Below are 16,916 nucleotides of genomic sequence, written 5' to 3'. Positions count from 1 at the left end.
CCAATCCTGGCGACTAAAACTTATAGTGTTCTTTGCTCAGCCCGTATTTTCTCATGCGTAAATACAATTTTTTACGCGGGATTTGTAAATACTCCGCCACTTCATTAATGCGCCCCTGATGAATATTTAGCGCTTCAGTAATGATCTGTCGCTCGTACTCTTCAACCCGCCGATCGAGCGGTGTTGGTTCAGGCAGATGCAGTTGCGGATTCGCGGTTTCAGCCAGCGGGAGTAGCCCAACGGCAAAAAGCTCGGCGGCATTCGCCAGTTCCCGGACATTACTTAACCACACGCGACGCCGCATGCCTTTCAGTAACTCCCCTTCAACCTCGGGCACGGGATGGTTCAGGCGCAGACAGGCTTTCTGCAGGTAATGACGAAACAGCGGCTCAATATCATCCGGACGCTGTGACAACGGCTGGCAACCGATTTGCGTCATCGCAAAACAGTAGTAGAGTTCGGCCACAATCTGGTTGGTTGCCGCCAGTTCCACTAACGATGTGTCACCAATGCCTATCAGACGAAACGGACGCCGCTCCTGGCTTTGCAGATGCACCAGATGGTGCTGCTGTTCACGTGTCAGGCACTCAAGATGGCTCAGGACCAGCGTTCCTCCTTGCGCCTGTGCAATAAGGTCATTGAGTAGTCCCGCGTTCCCGGGCGTTAGTTCACCGCGGATAAACGGCCCATCAGCGCTGCGCCCAAGCTGATGCAAATACCGGGCTCCGGTCATACGTCCCGTTCCCGGCTCGCCATAAAACCAGACGGCAATATCCGTTTCCGCCAGGTGTTGCAGACGTTGACGATACTGATTGACCCAGTCACTGTAGCCGAGCAGTTCAACCTGAAGCTTTTGCTGGCAATAATGGCGACGGGCAATCACGGATTTTCTCTGACGCAGTGCATCCTCTACCAGCGACAGCAGTTTGCCGGGGTCGACCGGTTTTTGCAGAAAGTCCCATGCGCCTTTCTTTACTGCCTCCACCGCCATCGGGACATCGCCATGCCCGGTGATAAGCAGGATTGGCAACTGATTATCATCCTGATGAAACAACGTCATCAGGTCTATTCCATTGCAGCCAGGCATACACACATCGCTCAGAACAATCCCCGACCAGTCGGCCTGCAGCCAGTTTCGGGCATCAAAAGGGTTATTGCATGCGTAAACACGGTACCCCTCTTGTTCAAGCAACAGAGTGTAAGCGTCGAGAACATCGGCATCATCATCAATCAGCAGAACAGAATAGTCATCACACAACATCGTTTACATCCGTCAGATTAAATTGCAGAACGACGCAGGCATTACGCCCCGGTGTCGACGCCAGGCGCAGTTCGCCGTTCATTTGCCCCATTAACGATACACAAATCGATAAGCCAATACCGAGCCCCACATCCTTACTGGTGGTAAACGGCTTTAACAGTGATGGCAATAACGCCTCAGGCCAGCCGGGGCCGTTATCACAGACAAAGACGCACAATCGGCTGCCCTCAGCCTGCCAGTGAACCTCTATTTGCGCGCCAGTCGGACTGGCATCCAGCGCATTTGCCAGTACGTTTACCAGCACCTGCTGAATACGCACTTCATCACCTGTCACCCATACACTCTGGGCTGGAAGCGTCAGCGTACCCTGCTGAGGCTTATGCCGCATGGCCAACAGTTCCCAGGCGGCGCTGAATGTTTGTCGCAGATCGACCGGATGCAAAGGCGCACCCGGCTCGGCCCGACGTGCAAACTGACGCAGCGAACGGATAATGGCATCAATACGGGTAATCAGCCCCTCCGCTTTGGTTAACGTACTTCTGGCCTGAGCGGATTGTCCTTGTTCAATTGCCCTTCCCGCCGTAAACAGGTACATCGACAGCGCATTCAGCGGTTGGTTAATCTCGTGCGCCAGCGTGGTCATGGTCTGTCCAACCACTGCCAGTTTTGCCGTCTGGATCAGTTCATCCTGCGTTGCCCGGAGATCGGACTCTATCTCCTTGCGCTCTGTCACTTCCTGCTCCAGCTGATTTTTTTGCGCACTCAACTGGCCCAGAGTATGGCGCAGCAATCCTGCGATGCGCCCGAGCTCATCGCGCCCATAAACCGGGATGGTGGCATCCGTTTTGCCAAGACCAATTTGCACCACGGCCTGGTTGAGTGCGGTAAAACGCTTCACCAGACGCGAACGAATAAAGTAATGGTTGAGCCCCCAGGCGAGAAGTAGCGCCAGCAGCGTCGCCAGCAGAATAAGTCCACCGCTGACGCGAACAATTTGTTCCAGCCGCTGGTTAAACATCTGCATTTGCTGATGGCTACTCCCCAACTGCGCCTCAAGCAGTGTTCGAAAGCGCCCGAGCGTTGCCTCTCTGGCATGGTTAGCATCAACGAGCGCTTTTTGCGCGGCGACATAATCGCGCATGGTATCGGGCATTTTATTTTTCATCATCCCGATTTCCAGTAACTCATCAATGGTTTGCCGCAGGGTGATAGTACTGGGCCAGTCATCGAGGGTACGGATATTTTCATCCGCCGTTTTCTTCAGGTTCTCCAGATAGCGGATATGATTCTCCACCAGCATTCCGTCGTCGCTACCCGACTTCAGTTCATTGAGCCTGTCGCGTAAATCATCCACGATCTGATTTTCAATTCTTGCCAGGGTGTAAACCTGCTGCTGCTCGTTTTGTACTTCTCTGGCACGTTTGAGATACTGCGCCGCATCGCCGTTTTTGGCCTCAATTTGATCCAGCAACGTCCCCTGCTGCCAGGTAAAATCCTGCACCAGCGAATTCAGCTCGGTAGTAAAATCATCATGTAGCCAGTCGATGCGCGCGGAGAGTTCACTCACCTTTTCGCGCACGAGGAACATGTTGTAGAGCACCCGGTCCAGCTCCGCCATCAGCGCCCGACTGTCTTGCAAAATCACCGCCAACTGCTGTTGTTCTGCCGATTGTAATCCCCGGCTCAGCACCTCAATTTTGTCCAGATGAGAAATAATTTGATTGCGCAGTTGCAGCCTCACCGTGGTGTTGGGGGCCAACAGGAATTCATTAAGCTGATCCACAACCAGGTTGAGATTTCCTTCTATCAAAAAAGCGGAATGTACGCGCGGGAAGTAATCATCAAGTGAATAGCGTATCTGCGAGCTCTGCTCATGCCAGGAGTACAAACTGACGCAGCTTACGCTCAACGTCAGTAATGCGCCCGTCAGAAACGCTCCCCGCAGGCTGCTGCTGATGCTGAGCTGGCGCAGGCGTTGCAGTATCGAACCACCTTTCATTTTAACTCTTCCAGTTTGGATATCGCCTGACGCTGATTTTTAAGAAACCAGAGCTGCCACTCCATCATCTGCTGTTCGGCTACGCTTTTATTCTCAAATTGCGCAAGCCAGGCCTCATCTTCACTACTTCTGGCGTCTATCGGGACGCTGGTCAGTAATGCTCTGATTTCGGGTAGCGGGCGTTTCAGGCGCGCTTCCGCACTGTATAGCGCCCGCCAGGCATCTTTCAGCTGCGCGAGTCGAAAACTGATGGCGGTATCAAACATCCGCTGCACCAGCTGTTGCCGCTTAAGGATCAGCCGATAATTAAGCGCGGGCTGGCTCATCAAAATAGCCTGCTGAACGGCGCGTGGGTTATCAGGCGCGAGCTGCGTGACCGGATATTTCCCCGTGTTCGCATCCGCAAGGATCCGCTGTCCTTCCGGGCTTAACAGATAGCGGATAAAGCGACGCGCTTCGTTGGGGTGCTGGCTATTCTTGAGTACGGCAACATAGGTGGGTGACACCGCCGAGCGAGGGAAATAGGTAAAAGTAAGGTGCGGATCGTTAAGCAACAGGTTGGCATAGTTATCAATAACCGGCCCCGCCACGCCCAGACCGCTCTTAATTTTGTCGGCCACGCCAAAACTGCGTGATGAAATCGTTACCAGATTACCGGCGCTGGCCAACAGCGTCGCCCAGCCCTCTTCCCACCCTTTCTGTTGCAGCAGCGACTCAACCATCAGGTGGTTGGTATCGGAACGCGACGGGCTACTCATCAACAGCGCGTTCTGATATTTAGGCTGCGTTAAATCCCCCCAGTCGGCAGGCGGCGGAAGATGCCGCGCCGCCAGCGCAGAACGATTAATCAACAGGCCAAACCCTGATATCGCCACAGCCACGGAGGTCGAGCGAATCGAGTCTGGCACCAGCCGCTGGCTTTCAGGCAGCGCATTATCGAAAGGCGCCAGCTTCTGGTGCTCCTGAAGATGCTGCAACAGCATGGGTGATGAGGTCAAAATCAGATCGACGTTTTCTGCATTCGCAGTATCCAGCAACTGTTCCAGCGAACCGCTGGTCCGGTTTAACGTGCGAATCATCACTGACCCTGGCTCCGTCTGCCAGCGCTGGATAATCCAGGCCGTGGCCCCTGGGGAAAAGGTGGTCGCCATCACCAGCTCTTTACCCAGGACCTGGCAGCTCGCCGACAGCGACATAAAACAGAGCAAGAATGCCCAAAAACGCCCCCGGCCCAACAGTCTGTTTGTGATCCCGTTCATAAATACCAACATGTACAAAAAATAATATTGAGACAAAACTTACCCGTTTATCACCGCTGGGGGGAAGAATAAGGTTATTCGTAGAATAACCAAACGGAAAGTGACGACATCAGTAAAGAATACCCGAAAATGCAGCCTGAATTTGTTAATATCCGCACACGCCGATGATAAAAATGCCCGTGAAAGAATAGAATTGAAAATCCATTATTAAAAAAGTGTCAAAATCTGCCACGCCGCCCGAAAATTGAGTCAATAGTGACACATTTCATCAACTTGAGTTTCTTCGCCGTCTATTTCACTCTTCACTGCGAAAAATCCTGATATTCACATCAATAAAAAATTAGGTGATGATATGTTATCAATATTTAAGGCAGGACCAGCGGCGAATAAAGTCCCGGCGGAGAAAGTCCAGGCAACTTATGGCCGATACCGAATTCAGGCATTACTCAGCGTATTTCTTGGCTATCTTGCGTACTATATTGTGCGCAATAACTTCACGCTTTCGACTCCATATCTGAAGGAGCACCTGGATCTCAGCGCTACGCAGATTGGTTTACTCAGCAGCTGCATGCTTATTGCCTATGGGATCAGTAAAGGCATTATGAGCAGTCTGGCAGACAAGGCCAGCCCGAAAGTCTTCATGGCATGCGGCCTGATCCTGTGCGCTATCGTCAACGTAGGCCTGGGGTTCAGTACCGGATTCTGGATATTTGCCGCGCTGGTCGTTTTCAACGGTTTGTTTCAGGGGATGGGCGTTGGCCCTTCATTTATTACCATCGCTAACTGGTTTCCACGTAAAGAACGTGGACGCGTTGGCGCATTCTGGAATATCTCACACAACGTTGGCGGTGGTATTGTCGCCCCGATTGTTGGCGCCGCGTTTGCCATTTTGGGGAGCGAACACTGGCAAAGCGCCAGCTATATTGTTCCGGCCTGTGTTGCCGTACTGTTTGCTTTTATTGTGCTGATGCTGGGGAAAGGTTCACCACGCCAGGAGGGTTTACCGGCTCTGGAACAAATGATGCCGGAAGAAAAAGTCGTATTAAATTCCCGACACGCTGTCCAGGCGCCAGAAAATATGAGTGCCTTCCAGATCTTCTGCACCTATGTATTGCGTAATAAAAATGCCTGGTATGTTTCACTGGTAGACGTTTTTGTCTATATGGTGCGTTTTGGTATGATTAGCTGGCTGCCAATTTATTTATTAACCGAAAAACATTTCTCGAAAGAGCAAATGAGCATAGCTTTTCTGTTTTTCGAATGGGCGGCAATTCCTTCCACATTACTGGCGGGTTGGCTCACCGATAAACTGTTTAAAGGCCGTCGCATGCCGCTGGCCATGATCTGTATGGCGCTGATTTTCGTCTGCCTGATCGGTTACTGGAAAAGTGAATCGCTGCTGATGGTCACTATTTTTGCCGCCATCGTGGGTTGCCTGATTTATGTTCCGCAGTTCCTGGCCTCCGTTCAGACCATGGAAATCGTCCCCAGCTTCGCAGTAGGTTCTGCGGTAGGGTTACGCGGATTCATGAGCTACATTTTTGGCGCATCGCTGGGAACCAGCCTGTTTGGCGTGATGGTCGATAAAATGGGATGGCATGGCGGCTTCTATCTGTTGATGGGCGGGATTGTATGCTGCATCCTGTTCTGCTACCTCTCCCATCGCGGCGCGCTGGAGCTCGAACAACAACGGAAAAACGCTCAGCAAGAGGAAGCGTCACTCCAGTTGGCTGATGCCCGGTAGCCGATTTCAGTCTCGCAAAAAGTGCCAGCGATGCTGGCACTTCAATACATTCAGATAAAGAATAAATAGCTCAACGTGATAATTTATTGCTTACCGTAACCCACCATAAAGCGGATGATCAAACCGCATGCTGGGGCAAGAAAAAGGAATAATCCGGTAACCATCTCGTTACCATTGGTCAACTGCATAGTAAAAACGTAAATTAATGCCGTGAGTATGGCCATGCCGATAAAAGCACTTATTGACGCCGCAGCCCCCATAACCTGCCAGATATAGCAACTGACGCTCAGAATGCTCAACGCGAGAAAGATCCAAAAATAGAACATAGCGATACCTCCTGTTTGCCGTAAAAATTTACGTAAGTCCTTACACTCCCTTGAGTTTATATTCTAAGACAATTCCCAATAGTTCGCAATTTAAGCAACATTTTCGTTACAATAATCACTCAATCGCTGACTAATAATTTATTCGACTGCCGTTTATTTAATCGTCATAAAAACAACGCATTATATATCGACTCATTTTTGACCTTAATCGCCGTAAAAACATTTACGCATCTTGAGTAATTATTTCTGGCTGACATTAATATTCGGGTGTACATTGAGCGTCCGATCATTCATGCCCCTTCCTGGTTTTGTCCTGACTCAGTTTTACACTCTTTACAGGAACCAATGTCGTTCATGGCGGCCTAACGATCAGTACAGACTGTAAAGCGGCAGACTAAAGAATCTTCGCGATACACCTATTTCGTATCAACAACAGGTGCTTATGTTCCCCCAATGTAAATTTTCACGCGCGTTTTTGCATCCGCGCTACTGGCTCACATGGTTTGGCGTCGGTGTGCTCTGGTTACTGGTACAACTTCCCTATCCCGTGTTGTGTTTTCTTGGTACCCGTACAGGAACGCTGGCTCGTCCATTTTTAAAGCGCCGTGAATCTATTGCTCATAAAAATCTCGAACTCTGTTTCCCAAATCTGTCGCAAGAAGAAAGAGACAAACTGGTCGATGAGAACTTCCGTTCACTCGGCATGGCGCTGCTTGAAACGGGTATGGCCTGGTTCTGGCCGGATCGCCGGGTACGCAAATGGTTTGATGTAGAAGGACTGGACAACCTGAAACGCGCACAGATGCAAAACCGTGGCGTGATGGTGGTAGGCGTACACTTTATGTCACTCGAGTTGGGTGGTCGCGTAATGGGACTTTGCCAACCGATGATGGCAACCTATCGCCCGCACAACAATAAGTTGATGGAGTGGATCCAAACCCGCGGTCGTATGCGCTCCAACAAGGCCATGATCGGCAGAAATAATCTGCGCGGTATTGTCGGCGCCCTGAAAAAAGGGGAAGCGGTATGGTTTGCCCCCGATCAGGACTACGGTCGTAAAGGGAGTTCATTCGCCCCCTTCTTCGCAGTCAAAAACGTCGCGACCACCAACGGTACTTACGTGCTGTCACGGTTATCGGGCGCAGCGATGCTGACCGTAACCATGGTGAGAAAAGCAGATAACTCCGGTTACCGCCTGTTCATCACGCCAGAAATGGAAGGTTATCCAACAGATGAAAGCCAGGCAGCGGCGTATATGAACAAAATTATCGAAAAAGAGATCATGCGCGCACCCGAGCAGTATCTCTGGATCCACCGTCGCTTCAAAACTCGCCCGATGGGTGAAGCCTCGTTGTACATCTAAAAAGAAAGGCCGAAAGGCCTTTCTTTTTTTCTGCGCCTGAATTACTTCACGCCCCACTTGTTCTGTAATTCAGCCATTCGCTCATTGTAGTTACGGGCTATACACGCTGGCTTATCCTGCTCTTTCCAGCATTCGTTACGCCCTTTCACCCAGCCGCGTTGCTCTGCTTTGAGCGTCGGGTTATTACTCGATTTAACCAGCGCCTGCTTGTAGGCCCCGTTCAATGCCAAATCCATGGCTGAGAGCGAAGGACTTTGACAGATAACCTCCTCGATACTGCCCTTTGCTACCGCAGAACAGGAAAAAGAAGGCCCGTTGCTGGTCGATTTCTTTGCCCCTGAAAAGTCGATATTGTCTTCAGGCAGGCAAATCCCGTGCTTACGATTAGGCCCGGTCCAGGAAACGTCCGGATTCCCGTCATCTTTACGGGAGATAGACACGGTATTGTTACCGCTTTTTGCTTCCCAGTAATTTTCATTGAAGGCCTTTACCGTCGCCTTAGTGCCATCAATCCAGATATTGCCTTTACCATCACTATTCACACCACCAATACTTACGCAGCTGAAATTGAATGCCATCGGCGAGGCCGCCATCGACGTCACTGGCGTAAGAACGAGTGCTAACATCATTAATCTGGTCATTTTTAACCTTTTCATAATCTCATTCCGCGAAAAATTAACCGCATTAACATCATGGAGATATGAGAATTCTCCGAGTAAACATTCCGTCGCTCAATAGCAATTTATTACCGATAGAAATTAAACTGTCGCCGAATCACGACACTTGTAAGTTATTAAAATTAAATAAAAAAATGCCTCTTGTCTCACCTCATTTTTAGGCGTACATTAGCGCCGTCTGGAGCATAAAAGCTCAGAATTCTGAGGTGATGCAGACAAGCAAACGAAGGGAATTCTCCATTTCGTTTACGCGTGCATCAGCTCTCTGTCAGGTTAGCATATGTTCATTTAGACGTACCTCAGGTACGCGGAGAGATGAAAAGTGAAATATTTCTTTATGGGCATTTCTTTTATGGTCATCGTTTGGGCCGGTACTTTCGCCCTGATGATCTAAATTAAAAGACGCAGCAAATAAACAGGAGCCTGATGGCTCCTGTTTGCTTTTGGGGAAACGTGTTGTTAGTCGGTACTTTCAGTGGCCGATTTTGCACTGGCAGGCAGTAAGCCATCGGCGCGGAACATTGCTTTGATGCCACGGATCGCCTGGCGGGTACGGTCGCGGTTTTCAATTAACGCAAAGCGCACGTGCGTATCACCATAATCACCAAAACCAATCCCCGGCGAAACGCATACCTTCGCCTCGTTCAGCAGTTTCTTGGCAAATTCAAGTGATCCCATCGCGGCGTATTGCTCTGGGATTTTCGCCCAAACGTACATCGAGGCCTTGGGCATCTCGACCATCCACCCGGCTTCATGCAGCCCCTTAACCAGCACATCTCGACGACGTTTATATTGCTCAGCAATATCCCGCACGCACTGCTGATCGCCTTCCAGCGCGGCGATTGCTGCAACCTGCAACGGAGTAAAGGTTCCGTAATCGTGATAGCTCTTAATTCGAGCCAGCGCGTTCACCAGCGTTTTGTTACCTACCATAAAACCGATACGCCAGCCCGCCATGTTGTAGCTTTTCGATAGGGTGAAAAACTCCACCGCGACATCACGAGCGCCCGGTACCTCCATAATCGACGGCGCTTTCCAGCCATCGTAGACGATATCGGCATAGGCCAGGTCATGAACCACCAGCACGTCATAGCGTTTAGCCAGGGCCACAACTTTTTCGAAGAACTCCAGCTCGACGCACTGCGCAGTCGGGTTGGAAGGAAAACCTAAGATCATCATCTTCGGTTTCGGGTAGCTTTCGCGAATCGCGCGCTCCAGCTCATTAAAGAAATCGACGCCTTCGACCAGCGGCACTGAACGTACCTGCGCGCCGGCAATCACCGCCCCATAAATATGGATCGGATAGCTCGGGTTCGGTACGAGGACCGTATCGCCGTGATCCAGCGTGGCCAGCATCAGGTGCGCCAATCCTTCTTTCGAGCCAATCGTCACAATCGCTTCGGATTCCGGATCGATCTCAACGTCATAGCGTTCCTGGTACCAACGGGAAATCGCCCGACGCAGACGCGGAATGCCGCGCGAGGTGGAGTAACCGTGCGTATCCGGGCGCTGCGCCACGGTACAGAGTTTTTCGACAATGTGAGGAGGCGTGGCCCCATCCGGGTTCCCCATGCTGAAATCGATAATATCTTCGCCGCGCCGACGCGCAGCCATCTTCAGTTCAGCAGTAATGTTAAAAACGTAAGGGGGAAGGCGATCAATACGCGTAAAGCGACGTTCAGGGCGGGAGTCAGCCATAATATCCTCAGATTAACGTTAGCGCCCGGACCGTCCGAGCGACGCTGCCACGATGGTGGCACGTTTAGAAAATAGCCTGAATAATTTCCTTCTGTCGAGAGGCAAAACAAAATATTTTTTATTGAGGTAAAAGAGGAATAGCCAGAAAAAATGAGGAAATAAAATTTTTCACACTCCGCTTAAAATTACCACCATTTAACATTTTATTGTTAAACATATTACTTTGTGCGCTCTGTTGACAGGACAGGCATTGTAAATACAACAATCATGCAACAATCCCCTTTTAATATTAAGGTTTTTCCCCATTAGCTACAGGCTGCGGGTGTGCTGGTCATCCAGCCTCAGGTTACCTATCATAGAGGTTTAACCCTTGCGCAAGAGTCACCCGTGCACGAAATATTCAATATGCTGCTGGCGGTATTCGACCGGGCAGCGCTGATGCTGTTCTGTCTGTTTTTCCTGATTCGTATCCGCCTGTTTCGCGAACTGTTGCACAAGTCAGCCCACTCCCCGAAAGAGCTGCTCGCCGTTACCGCGATTTTCTCAATGTTTGCCCTGTTCAGTACCTGGTCCGGCGTACCGGTTGAAGGCTCACTGGTTAACGTACGTATTATCGCCGTCATGTCAGGGGGAATTCTGTTCGGTCCCTGGGTCGGTATCATTACAGGCCTGATCGCGGGCACCCACCGCTACCTGATCGACATCGGCGGCGTAACCGCCCTGCCCTGCTTTATCACCAGCATTCTGGCAGGCTGCATTGCTGGCTGGATCAACCGTAGGATCCCCAAAGCGCAGCACTGGCGTGCGGGTATTTTAGGCGGAATGCTGTGTGAATCTCTGACCATGATCCTCGTCGTCGCCTGGGCGCCCACCACCGAACTGGGGCTGGATATCGTCTCGAAGATCGGCATCCCAATGATTCTGGGTAGTGTCTGCATTGGTTTTATCGTCATGCTGGTGCAAAGCGTGGAAGGCGAGAAAGAAGCCAGCGCCGCGAAGCAGGCTAAGCTGGCTCTGGATATCGCCAACAAAACTCTGCCGCTTTTTCGCCAGGTCAATAGCGAATCGCTTCGCCAGGTGTGCGAAATTATTCGCCATGATATCCATGCTGATGCCGTCGCTATTACCAACACCCAGCACGTGCTGGCCTACGTTGGCGTGGGTGAGCTTAACTACCGCGATAATGATGATTTCGTCAGTCCGACTACGCAACAGGCGATCAATTACGGAAAAATCATCATTAAAAACAATGATGAAGCGCACCGTACGCCGGAAATACACTCCATGCTGGTGATTCCGCTTTGGGAGAAAGGTGTTGTCACCGGTACGCTAAAAATCTACTACTGTCACGCCCACCAGATAACCTCCTCGCTGCAGGAAATGGCCATCGGCCTGTCGCAAATTATCTCGACTCAGCTGGAAGTCTCCCGGGCGGAGCAGCTACGCGAAATGGCAAATAAGGCAGAGCTGCGTGCGCTACAAAGTAAAATAAATCCCCATTTCCTGTTTAACGCCCTGAACGCAATTTCATCGTCGGTGCGGCTGAATCCAGACACTGCGCGCCAGCTGATTTTTAATTTATCGCGCTATCTTCGCTATAATATTGAATTAAAAGACGATGAGCAGATCGACATCAAAAAAGAGCTATATCAAATCAAGGATTACATCGCCATCGAACAGGCCCGTTTTGGCGACAAGCTGACGGTTATTTATGATATCGATGAAGAGGTAAGCTGTTATATTCCCAGCCTGCTGATTCAGCCGCTGGTAGAGAACGCTATCGTCCATGGGATTCAACCCTGCAAAGGAAAAGGGGTGGTCACCATCAGCGTTGCGGAGTGCGGTAATCGGGTACGGATTGCCGTGCGGGATACGGGCCACGGCATCGATCCAAAAGTGATTGAACGGGTCGAATCCAATGAAATGCCGGGCAATAAAATTGGTCTGTTAAATGTGCATCATCGCGTTAAGCTGCTCTACGGCGAGGGCCTCCATATCCGCCGTCTGGAGCCAGGCACAGAGATTGCCTTTTATGTGCCTAATCAGCACTCGCCCGCAGCCGCACCGGCCACATTGTTGCTTTAACCAGGAGTGAAGTCGTGAAAGTCATCATTGTTGAAGATGAATTCCTGGCCCAACAGGAACTTAGCTGGCTGATAAAAGAGCACAGCCAGATGGAGATTGTCGGCACATTTGACGACGGTCTGGACGTGCTGAAATATCTCCAGCACAACCGCGTTGACGCCATTTTTCTGGATATCAATATTCCCTCGCTGGATGGCGTCCTGTTGGCGCAAAACATCAGCCAGTTCGCGCACAAGCCCTTTATCATCTTTATTACCGCGTGGAAAGAGCACGCTGTTGAAGCCTTTGAACTGGAGGCTTTTGACTACATCCTGAAGCCGTATCAGGAATCACGCATCGTCGGCATGCTGCAAAAGCTGGAAGCAGCCTGGCAGCAACAGCAAACGGGAACCTCGCCTGCCAGTCCGGTGACCCGCGAAAACGATACGATCAATCTGATCAAAGATGAGCGGATCATCGTGACCCCGATCAACGACATCTACTACGCAGAAGCCCATGAAAAGATGACGTTTGTCTACACCCGGCGCGAATCGTACGTGATGCCGATGAACATCACTGAATTTTGCAGCAAATTGCCTGCTTCGCATTTCTTCCGCTGCCACCGCTCGTTCTGTGTGAATCTGAATAAAATCCGCGAGATCGAACCCTGGTTTAACAACACCTACATTTTGCGCTTAAAAGATCTGGAATTTGAAATCCCGGTGAGTCGGAGTAAAGTGAAAGAGTTCAGGCAGTTAATGCACTTATAGCGCAGAGAAAGAGTGATGAAAGAGCCAGGCCTCCCCGCAGACCAACAGTTTTTCGCCGATCTGTTCAGCGGCCTGGTATTGAACCCGCAGCGTCTTGGCCGCGTGTGGTTCGCGTCCCAGCCCAGCACGTTACCGTCCGGCAGTTTGTGTATTGACCTTCCGCGCCTCGATATCGTGCTGCGTGGCGAATACAGTAATCAACTGGAAAAACAGCAGCATAGCCTGCCAGAAGGCGACATGCTGTTTATCCCGGCGAAAGCAGCGAATTTGCCCGGTAGCGATAAACCCGTGATGCTACTGAGTCTGGTGTTTTCTCCGGCCTGGCTGGGGCTCTCTTTTTACGATAATCGAACGGCATCGCTGTTACGTCCGATCCGCCGTATTGAGTTACCACATCCGCAGCGCGGCGAAGGCGAGGCGATGCTCACCGCATTAACCCATTTAAGCCGCTCTCCTCAGGCCCAGGATATTATTCAGCCGCTGGTGCTTAGCCTGCTGCATCTGTGTCGTAGCGTGGTGAATACCCGCCCTGACACAGAGCGTCCGCGCGCTGAATTTCTCTATCATAGTATGTGTAACTGGGTGCAGGATAACTATGCCCAACCGCTGACCCGGGAAAGCGTAGCGCAGTTTTTTAATATCACGCCCAACCACCTGTCAAAAGTGTTTGCCCAGCACGGCACCATGGGGTTCGTCGAGTACCTGCGGTGGGTCAGAATGGCGAAGGCGCGCATCATCTTACAGAAATACCATCTGTCGATTAGCGAAGTCGCACAGCGGTGCGGGTATCAGGACAGTAATTATTTCTGCCGCCTGTTCCGGCGTCAGTTTGGCCTGACTCCGGGAGAGTACAGCGTACGTTTTCAGTCAGCACGTTAAGTGAGACAACGCCAACAGGTTAGTAATATCCGTTTGCATCGTTGTAAAATAACGGCATGTAGCTCCCCCTGCAGGCTTACTCAATAAAGTGAATATGCGATGAAAAACAGACGTGCACTCTCCCTGATGTGTTTTCAGATGCTGGAATCAGGTGCGGATCGTCAGACCGTGAAAAGAGCCCTTACCTCCCGCCGTGTTAAAGCTCGCCAGGCGGTGGTTCTGCTCTGTAAGCAAGAAATGACGCTCTTAAGAGCCGGGAAACTGCCGGTGCCAAACGCGCCGCATTGATGATGTCGCTTTCCGGTCGCGTTCATCCAGCCTGCAACCAGATCGTCGCAGGCTGGAGAGCGCTCTTTCAGTGAAGCTTAAAACGTCAGTTCCGCCTCCAGCAACGCGAGAATACTGTCGGCATTTTCAGCGGCAAACAACGACTGGCGGAACGGCTTGTTCACCAACTTACGCGCCAGCTGCGAGAAGACCTTCACGTGGTTAATGCCTTCATCAGCCCCCAGCGTCAGCATGATAACCAGTTCCACTTCGCCCATCTCTGACTGCCAGTCAACGGGATGAGCAAGCCGGGCAATACTGATGCTGGAATGGCGGATCCACTGGGACTTAGTGTGCGGAATAGCCACACCAAAACCGACAGCAGTGGTGACTATCTCTTCGCGCTGCCAGATATCTTCCTCCAGCTCAAACGGATGTTCAGTTCGCCCATTAACACCAAGATTGCCGCACAGAAACTGAATCACCTGCTCTTTGTTACTCAGAGATTCACCAACAAAGATGTTCTCCCGCGCCAGCAGCGGACGCACGTCTTTCTGCGGTGCAAACTGGTTGAGCAGATCTTCTATCTCTTGAGCGCTACGGCACTCACAGGCCCGTATGGCGAGTTCACGGCATGCCTGGCCCTCCAGTTGACGAAGCTGACTTTTCACCGCCGGAATACGTGGACTGCTCATGCTCAGCTCGTCGAGTCCTAAGCCCAGTAGCAGCGGTAAATAGCGTCCTTCGCCCCCCAGTTCGCCGCAAATGCCCACCCATTTACCGCGTTCGTGCGCCACGCGGACAATCTGCTGCAACATTCGCAGGAACGACGGCGTAATCGGGTTGTACAACGGCGAAACGCGCGGGTTATTACGATCGACGGCGTACAGGTACTGGGTCATGTCGTTTGAACCAATACTGAAGAAATCCACCTCATCGCAGAAATGGTCGATGATGTAACACACCGACGGCACTTCAACCATAATCCCCAATGAAATTGTCGGAGCATGGCGTAAACCGTCGGCTTTCAGTGCCACCAGCGCTTTTTGCAGTTCGCTTTTTACCCACAAAATCTGGTCAAGGCTGTGCACCATTGGGATCATCAGCTGCGCATTGCCGAAGGTTGCCGCACGTAAGATGGCGCGCAGCTGCGTGCGAAACAGTCCGGCAAACTCTGGATAAATTCGCACCGCGCGGTAGCCTAGGAAAGGATTCTCTTCCTGCGGAATATTGAGGTAACGGATATTTTTATCCCCCCCAATATCCATGGTGCGAAAGATAACCGGCTTGTCGCCCGCGGCCAATAAGACCTGCTGGTAGGCTTCAAACTGTTCCTGCTCGTCGGGAGCGCTGTCGCGGTCCATAAACAGCATTTCAGTACGAAACAGCCCAATCCCTTCCGCGCCATTGGCAAACGCCCCCGGCGCTTCCAGCGCGGTACCGATATTCGCTGCAACGTCAATACGCTGATTATCTTTGGTCAGCGCGGGCTGAGCGGCATCCAGCGCCTGCCGCCGCTGGCATTCATCGGCCAGCTTCTGCGCAATCGCGTAATAACCGCGAACCGCATCGTCTGGATTGATGGCCAGTACCCCACAGCGGGCATCCAGTACCGCATGCTGCCCTGCATAGCGGCTAATGGCCTCCAGCGGCAAGCCGCTAAGCACCGGTATAGCCGACGCGCGAGCGAGGATCAGGGTGTGCGAGGTGCGCCCTGTTTTCTCCAGGATCATGCCTGACAGATGCTGCAAATTGAGGCTTAAAAACTGGCTGGGCGTCAAATCCTCAGCGACCAGAATCGTCGGCTTATTCAGCACCAGCGCATTGCGCGGACGTCTTTCAGGCCAGGTGATGTGCAGCAGCTGTTCGCTGATATCACGGATATCGCTAACGCGCTCGCGCAGGTAATCGCTACCTGAGGCCGACAGCTTGTCGCACACCTGCTCCATATTGGCGATAATCGCCGCCCCTAACCCCAGATGCTGCTCCCGCATTAAGCGACGAATATTCCCGGCAAACTCGTCGTCCTGAATCAGAGACAGATGGGCGCTGAGGATGGTTTTACTCTCACCCTCACGCTCGCGCAGTTGCTGATTGAGCTGTTCGGCAAGCGTCGCCAGACTATGCTCCAGCCGGGTATTGTCTTCCGCACTCGGCGCAATCGCGCGATAGCTTTCCAGATTATCGCTCTGCCAAAGCGTGAGCGAACCTGCCCCTACGCCCCCTGCCAGCACGGTGCCATAAAGAAGGTCTGGGTTGAGGCGAATCAGCGAACGCGGCAACGGATGCGCCGCCAGTTCCGCCGGCGTCGGCTGAACGCTGTCGCTGTCAATAAACCGGTGCAGGAGGTACTCCTCCAGCGCTCGTCGGGCCTGTTCTTCATCGCGACCGGTGATGGTTAAGCTACAACTGTCATTAAACAGCGTCCCGGTGCCAATCAGCGCCAGCGAACTTTTCGCATCTGCCCTGGCGTTCTGGCGATGGTTAAGAAATATCACCTCACTTTGCCACTGGCTGCACTGCTCTTTCAGCTCCCACGCCGGACGCGCATGCAGGCCATTGGGTAGCGGGCAAAGAAATTGAATCGTTAGCATAACAACTCCTGATTA

Annotated in this window: 14 protein-coding genes; 7 read left to right on the top strand and 7 right to left on the bottom strand. The window is 51.8% G+C overall.

The genetic code is table 11. The annotated features are described in order from the left end of the window. Positions 1-13 precede the first annotated feature (13 nt). Genes pgtA through pgtC form a run of 3 tightly spaced genes read right to left on the bottom strand, consistent with a single transcriptional unit; the run spans position 14 to position 4,450 of the window. On the bottom strand, positions 14-1,261 hold the full coding sequence (gene pgtA, locus OGV52_RS21460) for a two-component system response regulator PgtA (protein WP_287109129.1): 1,248 nt from the start codon (positions 1,259-1,261) through the stop codon (positions 14-16). After that, positions 1,251-3,245, bottom strand: coding sequence for a two-component system sensor histidine kinase PgtB (pgtB, locus tag OGV52_RS21455; RefSeq protein ID WP_193389481.1), 1,995 nt, complete (start codon positions 3,243-3,245; stop codon positions 1,251-1,253). Before pgtB ends, pgtA begins: the two co-directional genes overlap by 11 nt. A gap of 11 nt (positions 3,246-3,256) precedes the next feature. After that, positions 3,257-4,450 carry a phosphoglycerate transport regulator PgtC gene (gene pgtC, locus OGV52_RS21450; protein ID WP_407056485.1) on the bottom strand — a complete coding sequence of 398 codons (1,194 nt, stop codon included), beginning with the start codon at positions 4,448-4,450 and terminating at the stop codon, positions 3,257-3,259. Positions 4,451-4,871: 421 nt separating this feature from the next. On the opposite strand from pgtC, the gene pgtP reads away from it, so the two are divergent. Next, positions 4,872-6,263 carry a phosphoglycerate transporter PgtP gene (gene pgtP / locus OGV52_RS21445; RefSeq protein ID WP_016153890.1) on the top strand — a complete coding sequence of 464 codons (1,392 nt, stop codon included), beginning with the start codon at positions 4,872-4,874 and terminating at the stop codon, positions 6,261-6,263. Between the two features lie 83 nt (positions 6,264-6,346). On the opposite strand, the gene OGV52_RS21440 is transcribed toward pgtP, so the two are convergent. Continuing rightward, positions 6,347-6,589 carry a DUF2545 family protein gene (locus OGV52_RS21440; RefSeq protein ID WP_016153891.1) on the bottom strand — a complete coding sequence of 81 codons (243 nt, stop codon included), beginning with the start codon at positions 6,587-6,589 and terminating at the stop codon, positions 6,347-6,349. 442 nt (positions 6,590-7,031) lie between these two features. Here OGV52_RS21440 and lpxP point away from each other — a divergent pair, with 442 nt between their 5' ends. After that, positions 7,032-7,952 carry a kdo(2)-lipid IV(A) palmitoleoyltransferase gene (lpxP, locus tag OGV52_RS21435; RefSeq protein ID WP_016157070.1) on the top strand — a complete coding sequence of 307 codons (921 nt, stop codon included), beginning with the start codon at positions 7,032-7,034 and terminating at the stop codon, positions 7,950-7,952. A 41-nt stretch (positions 7,953-7,993) separates the two neighbouring features. Here lpxP and OGV52_RS21430 read toward each other — a convergent pair whose 3' ends face one another. Continuing rightward, on the bottom strand, positions 7,994-8,608 hold the full coding sequence (locus OGV52_RS21430; RefSeq protein ID WP_287109128.1) for a lysozyme inhibitor LprI family protein: 615 nt from the start codon (positions 8,606-8,608) through the stop codon (positions 7,994-7,996). Positions 8,609-8,951: 343 nt separating this feature from the next. Between OGV52_RS21430 and ypdK the strand changes: the two genes are divergently transcribed. Continuing rightward, positions 8,952-9,023, top strand: a complete 72-nt coding sequence (gene ypdK, locus OGV52_RS21425; protein WP_010723117.1) for a membrane protein YpdK — start codon at positions 8,952-8,954, stop codon at positions 9,021-9,023. Positions 9,024-9,088: 65 nt separating this feature from the next. Here the strand turns inward: ypdK and alaC are convergent, their stop codons facing one another. Beyond that, positions 9,089-10,327, bottom strand: a complete 1,239-nt coding sequence (alaC, locus tag OGV52_RS21420; protein WP_016153894.1) for an alanine transaminase — start codon at positions 10,325-10,327, stop codon at positions 9,089-9,091. Between the two features lie 387 nt (positions 10,328-10,714). Here alaC and OGV52_RS21415 point away from each other — a divergent pair, with 387 nt between their 5' ends. The 4 genes from OGV52_RS21415 to OGV52_RS21400 all read left to right on the top strand — a co-directional run bounded on the left by OGV52_RS21415 (position 10,715) and on the right by OGV52_RS21400 (position 14,328). Then, positions 10,715-12,412: a sensor histidine kinase gene (locus OGV52_RS21415; protein ID WP_029139619.1), complete on the top strand. Its 1,698-nt coding sequence runs from the start codon at positions 10,715-10,717 to the stop codon at positions 12,410-12,412. 14 nt (positions 12,413-12,426) lie between these two features. Beyond that, positions 12,427-13,161 carry a two-component system response regulator YpdB gene (gene ypdB / locus OGV52_RS21410; RefSeq protein ID WP_181221362.1) on the top strand — a complete coding sequence of 245 codons (735 nt, stop codon included), beginning with the start codon at positions 12,427-12,429 and terminating at the stop codon, positions 13,159-13,161. Positions 13,162-13,176: 15 nt separating this feature from the next. Beyond that, positions 13,177-14,040, top strand: coding sequence for an AraC family transcriptional regulator (locus tag OGV52_RS21405; protein WP_287109126.1), 864 nt, complete (start codon positions 13,177-13,179; stop codon positions 14,038-14,040). 99 nt (positions 14,041-14,139) lie between these two features. Then, on the top strand, positions 14,140-14,328 hold the full coding sequence (locus OGV52_RS21400; RefSeq protein WP_032931709.1) for a hypothetical protein: 189 nt from the start codon (positions 14,140-14,142) through the stop codon (positions 14,326-14,328). Positions 14,329-14,405: 77 nt separating this feature from the next. On the opposite strand, the gene ptsP is transcribed toward OGV52_RS21400, so the two are convergent. Continuing rightward, complete coding sequence (ptsP, locus tag OGV52_RS21395; protein WP_181221361.1) at positions 14,406-16,901, bottom strand: phosphoenolpyruvate--protein phosphotransferase; 2,496 nt, start codon at positions 16,899-16,901, stop codon at positions 14,406-14,408. Positions 16,902-16,916 lie beyond the last annotated feature (15 nt).

The sequence above is a fragment of the Citrobacter sp. Cb041 genome, from assembly GCF_030336655.1.
In the GTDB taxonomy this organism is placed as follows: domain Bacteria; phylum Pseudomonadota; class Gammaproteobacteria; order Enterobacterales; family Enterobacteriaceae; genus Citrobacter; species Citrobacter braakii.
This window is presented reverse-complemented; position numbering and strand designations above follow the sequence as displayed.